At 67.7% G+C, this 4158-nt stretch carries 6 protein-coding genes and 1 pseudogene; 4 read left to right on the top strand and 3 right to left on the bottom strand.

What is annotated here, in order from left to right:
* Positions 1–232 (bottom strand): annotated as a pseudogene (locus sphsw_RS11520) (energy transducer TonB); the annotation flags it as partial.
* 254 nt (positions 233–486) lie between these two features.
* Here sphsw_RS11520 and sphsw_RS11515 point away from each other — a divergent pair.
* Positions 487–1446, top strand: a complete 960-nt coding sequence (locus sphsw_RS11515) for a hypothetical protein (RefSeq protein ID WP_235188373.1) — start codon at positions 487–489, stop codon at positions 1444–1446.
* A 24-nt stretch (positions 1447–1470) separates the two neighbouring features.
* On the opposite strand, the gene sphsw_RS11510 is transcribed toward sphsw_RS11515, so the two are convergent.
* Both sphsw_RS11510 and sphsw_RS11505 read right to left on the bottom strand, forming a co-directional pair.
* A complete protein-coding gene (locus sphsw_RS11510; protein ID WP_031440745.1) occupies positions 1471–1761 on the bottom strand; it encodes a Rossmann fold domain-containing protein in 291 nt (96 codons plus the stop codon).
* Positions 1762–1765: 4 nt separating this feature from the next.
* Positions 1766–2137, bottom strand: coding sequence for a dihydroneopterin aldolase (locus sphsw_RS11505; protein ID WP_031395199.1), 372 nt, complete (start codon positions 2135–2137; stop codon positions 1766–1768).
* A gap of 138 nt (positions 2138–2275) precedes the next feature.
* On the opposite strand from sphsw_RS11505, the gene sphsw_RS11500 reads away from it, so the two are divergent.
* The 3 genes from sphsw_RS11500 (at position 2276) to sphsw_RS11490 (ending at position 4045) form a co-directional block, all read left to right on the top strand.
* Positions 2276–2785, top strand: a complete 510-nt coding sequence (locus tag sphsw_RS11500) for a GNAT family N-acetyltransferase (RefSeq protein WP_031440744.1) — start codon at positions 2276–2278, stop codon at positions 2783–2785.
* A gap of 76 nt (positions 2786–2861) precedes the next feature.
* The gene (locus sphsw_RS11495; protein WP_081874293.1) at positions 2862–3452 is read left to right on the top strand and encodes a DUF1285 domain-containing protein; all 591 of its coding nucleotides are present in this window, start codon (positions 2862–2864) and stop codon (positions 3450–3452) included.
* Positions 3449–4045, top strand: a complete 597-nt coding sequence (locus sphsw_RS11490) for a CoA pyrophosphatase (protein WP_031440742.1) — start codon at positions 3449–3451, stop codon at positions 4043–4045. Before sphsw_RS11495 ends, sphsw_RS11490 begins: the two co-directional genes overlap by 4 nt.
* The last annotated feature ends 113 nt before the right edge of the window (positions 4046–4158 follow it).

Raw genomic sequence — 4158 nt, 5'->3', positions numbered from 1 at the left:
TCGGCGGCGGCGGCAGGTTAGGCTGGTCAGGCGGCGGCGGCGGGGGCTCGTCGGGCGGAGGCGGCGGTGGCGGCGGCTCCACGTCGAACGTGTTTAACTTTTCGGTGGCCTTTTTCACGTATTGAAACGCGAGGCCGGTGACGAAAGCATAGCCCAAGGCAGCATGAATCAGCGCGACGATGACGATCGCGACGATTTTGCCTGAGGACATCTTCTGGTCAACATAGGCCATTCAGCAACGACACTCCCTTATTCTGTCTGCCTTCACGCAGTCGCGCATGGGGGCAGGCGCAACGCAAACGTGTGCCGTGAAGCAAAAATTCCACGCGGCAGTGCGCAATGTCTATCGCCACGCCATGCGACACGCAAACGCTTTGTCGGACGCAACAAACGTACAAGCGTATGATGGCAATTTTATTTCTGTAACGTTCATGCGCCATCGCGTAGCCCATGGCGATGATATCCCCACGTTCCATCCCACCGCTCATGACCCTCTTCGCCGTCATCGCCGCGGCCCCGATCGTTGCGCAAACGGCCCCCCCGCCGCAATCCATGCCGACCGCGCCGCAGCAAAACAGCGCCGGCGACTCGACGACGCTGACCCCCGAACAGCTTGATCGGCAATGGGAAGGCGCGCGCGATGCAGCGCCCGCTGGAGCGGCTGGCGCGGAGCCGGCCCAGCCCGCGGCCGCCGACCAAGGCGCGGGCTATGCGGACCTTGCGGATCTCGTTCTCGCCGCGCCAGTGATCGCCGACGCGACGATTCGCTCGACCGCGCGGATCAAGGGCGCAGAGGCGGCGGATGTCGCACCCGGGCTCGTCCGGTTCTATGTCGAGGCGGACGTGACCGCGCTGATTCGCGGCAGTGGTGGTGTGGCCCCAAGACTCGGCTATCTGCTTGATGTTGCACCGGATTCTAACGGTCGACTGCCCAAGCTGAAAAAGGCGCGCGTGCTGCTGTTTGCACGTACCGCCGGAACATCGACCGCCCAGATCCAGCTCGTCGCGCGCGACGCGCAACGCGACTGGACGCCGGCCCTCGACGCGCAGGTCCGCCGCATCGCCCGCGAGGTGCTCGCCGCCGACGCGCCGCCCGTCATCACCGGGATCGGCAACGCCTTTCACGTGCCGGGCGCCCTGCCCGGCGAAGGCGAAACGCAGATCTTCCTGACCACTTCGGATCAGCGTCCCGTCTCGCTGTCGATCCTGCGGCGGCCCGGCGAGCAACCCCGCTGGGCGGTTGCGCTGAGCGAGATCGTCGACGAGGCCGCGGCCCCTCCGCCGCGTGGTTCGCTGTTGTGGTACCGGCTGGCCTGCGCGCTTCCCGCCGCGATGCCGGATCGCAGCGTCGCGTCGATGGCAGCCACCGACGCGGTGATCGCGCGTGAGGATTATCAGTTCGTTCTTCGTGCGCTCGGCCCCTGTGGACGCAGCCCGCGGCGCTGACCGGACCGCCGAGCGAGGGTCCGCTCAGCGGATCTCGAGGATCTGCCCGGTCGTCGACAGGGCGGTCTCTAGGTAGCTGATCGCCGCTTCGACATCGGCGGCTCGCGCCCCATTATGGGACAGGACGGCGTTGATTCGCGTCACCGGCGCCGCCTCGATCGCGAGCGGCGCGATCGCGGCGCGGGCCTGGGCGGCAAAAAGCGAATCACTGCTTTCACGAATCACGACGACCAGGCTGTCGTCGGCACCGAGCCGCGCGCGCGCATCGCGCACGCACGCCGCGATATCGTCACGCTCGCTCAGGATCAGCCGCACGATCTCACCGACGATGTCGCACGAGCGTCACGCCGATCGCCTCGCCCGCTTCGGCGATCGCCAGCTTGACGATCTTCACCGCAACCCGCTGAACACGCGCGTCCTGCAGGAACAGCGTCTCGCAGATATGGTCGGCAACGGCCTCGATCAGCGTGAAATGCACGCCCGTCGGCAAGGCCGTGGTCGCGGCATGTTTCAGATCGAGATAGTTTTTCGACGCCGACAAGGGCGTGTCGGGATCGAACCGGCTCGGGCAGGTGAGATCGACGGTGAGCGAAATCCGCAGCGGCTGGGGCAGATGCGTCTCCTCCGAATAGATTCCGGTGAGCACCTGCACTTCCATGTCGTGCACTTCGAGCTGAAGACTGTCTTGCATCGCCGCGCTCTAGCAGAGCCGCGACCGTAGGGAAGGCCCGGGGCGGACGCGGCGCGACGCGGGTTCCGCTTGCGTTCGGCGACGTGCTGCGTAAAGCGCGCGGCCCCGGACGTTCCTGCGCCGGCGCTGGAGAAGCCGGTGTTCGAACTCGTCCCCTTGAACGCCGTCCCGCATGCCGAGGTCGAGATGCTGCTCGACCGCGCGTTCGGGCAGCATCGTCATGGCCGGACCGCCTATATGATCCGCGGCGATGGAACCGCGATCCCGACGCTCAGCTTCGCCGCCGTGTCGGGCGACATGCTGCTGGGCTCGATCCAGTGCTGGCCGATCGCGCTCATGACCGCGCAGGCGGCATTGCCGCTGGTGATGGTCGGCCCGGTCGCGGTCGCGCCGGGGCACCAGGGCGACGGCATCGGAAGGGCGCTGGTAGCGCGCGCGCTCGAGGTCGCTGCGGCGAGCGATCTGGGCGACGCGCTGATGCTGATCGGCGATCCGGACTATTATGGCCGGTTCTTCGGCTTTTCCGCCGAGCGCACGGCTGCGTGGCAGGCACCGGGTCCGGTCGAACGCCACCGGCTTCTTGCACTGGGCGGGGCCGTACCCGACGACGCTGGAATGCTCGGCCCGCGCCCAGGCGCAGCCGGCTGACGACGCCGCAGCGCGACCTGGCGCTTCGCCTGCCGCGAGACTTTACGAGAGGCCATGCGCACCCTACCTCGCGCTCATGCCTATGGACCCCCTCCCCGATCTTGCCTCGCTGAGCCTCGCCGAAATCGCCCGGCTCGCCGACGAGCAGAAACTGCCGCCGGTCGACAAATGGAATCCGTCGCATTGTGGCGACAGCGAAATGCGGATCGCGCGCGACGGGACCTGGTATCATCAGGGCACGCCGATCGGCCGCGAGACGATGGTCCGGCTCTTCTCGACGATCCTCCGGCGCGAGCCATCGGGCGGCTATGTCCTGGTTACCCCGGTCGAGAAGCTCGACATCGTCGTCGAGGACGTGCCGTTCGTTGCGGTCGAGGTAAAGATCGATGGCGAGGGTCCGGCGACCAGGCTGACCTTCCGGCTCAACACCGGCGACCTCGTAACCGCGGGCGCCGCGCACCCGATCCGCTTCGTCGAGGATGAAGACGGCCCGCGACCTTATCTGATGGTCCGTGGCGCGATGGAGGCGGTGGTCGCCCGGCCGGTCTATTACGAGCTCGCCGACCGCGCGATCGCGGGCGGCGAGTCGCCGGTCGGGCTGTGGAGCGACGGCCAGTTCTTTCCGCTCGAACCCGCGGTGCCGTCGCCCGAAGACATCGCCGCGTGACGCTCGCCGATCGGCTGCGCAGCGCGCTGTCGCGGGGTGTCGAGCCGGGCATGATCCTGCTGACCGGCGACCGTGACGATATCGATCTGCCGCCCGGCGATACGCTGCTGCCCGCGGCGGTTCTGATCGCGGTGACCGATCGTGCCGAACCCGGGGTGATCCTGACCCAGCGTACCGAGACGATGCGCAAGCATGCGGGCCAGATCGCCTTCCCCGGCGGCCGGATCGATCCTGGCGAGGATATCGTCACCGCCGCGCTGCGCGAGGCCGAGGAAGAGATCGCGTTGCCGCGCGAACGCGTGACCGTCATCGGCCAGGCCGATACCTATCGCACCGTCACCGGCTTCCAGGTGACGCCGGTGATCGGCGTCATCCCCCCCGACCTGGTGCTCCACCCGAGCGAGGCCGAGGTGGCGAACGTGTTCGAGGTTCCGCTCGAATTCCTGCTCGATTCGGGCAATCATGTCGAAGCCAGCGTCGAATGGCAGGGCCATGAGCGGCATTATTACGAGATCATCTGGAACGACCGCCGCATCTGGGGCGCGACCGCGGCGATGATCGTCAATCTGAGGCGACGACTGCAATGGGCATGAGCCTTCCCAATGCCGCCTGGCGGACGCGCCCCGGCCTCGCCGCGCTGACCGCCGTGCTGGGCGGGGCGTCGGCGCAGTCGCGGTTCGTCGGCGGGGCGGTGCGCGACACCCTG

The organism is Sphingomonas sp. FUKUSWIS1 (assembly GCF_000733135.1).
Lineage (GTDB): Bacteria > Pseudomonadota > Alphaproteobacteria > Sphingomonadales > Sphingomonadaceae > Sphingomonas > Sphingomonas aerolata.
This window is presented reverse-complemented; position numbering and strand designations above follow the sequence as displayed.

What these genes read in the sequence shown, in the direction of transcription:
- sphsw_RS11495 (WP_081874293.1), top strand. Translation starts at nt 2,862, where the DNA reads ATGCCTATGGACCCCCTCCCCGATCTTGCCTCGCTGAGCCTCGCCGAA.
- sphsw_RS11515 (WP_235188373.1), top strand. Translation starts at nt 487, where the DNA reads ATGACCCTCTTCGCCGTCATCGCCGCGGCCCCGATCGTTGCGCAAACG.
- sphsw_RS11505 (WP_031395199.1), bottom strand. Translation starts at nt 2,137, where the DNA reads ATGCAAGACAGTCTTCAGCTCGAAGTGCACGACATGGAAGTGCAGGTG.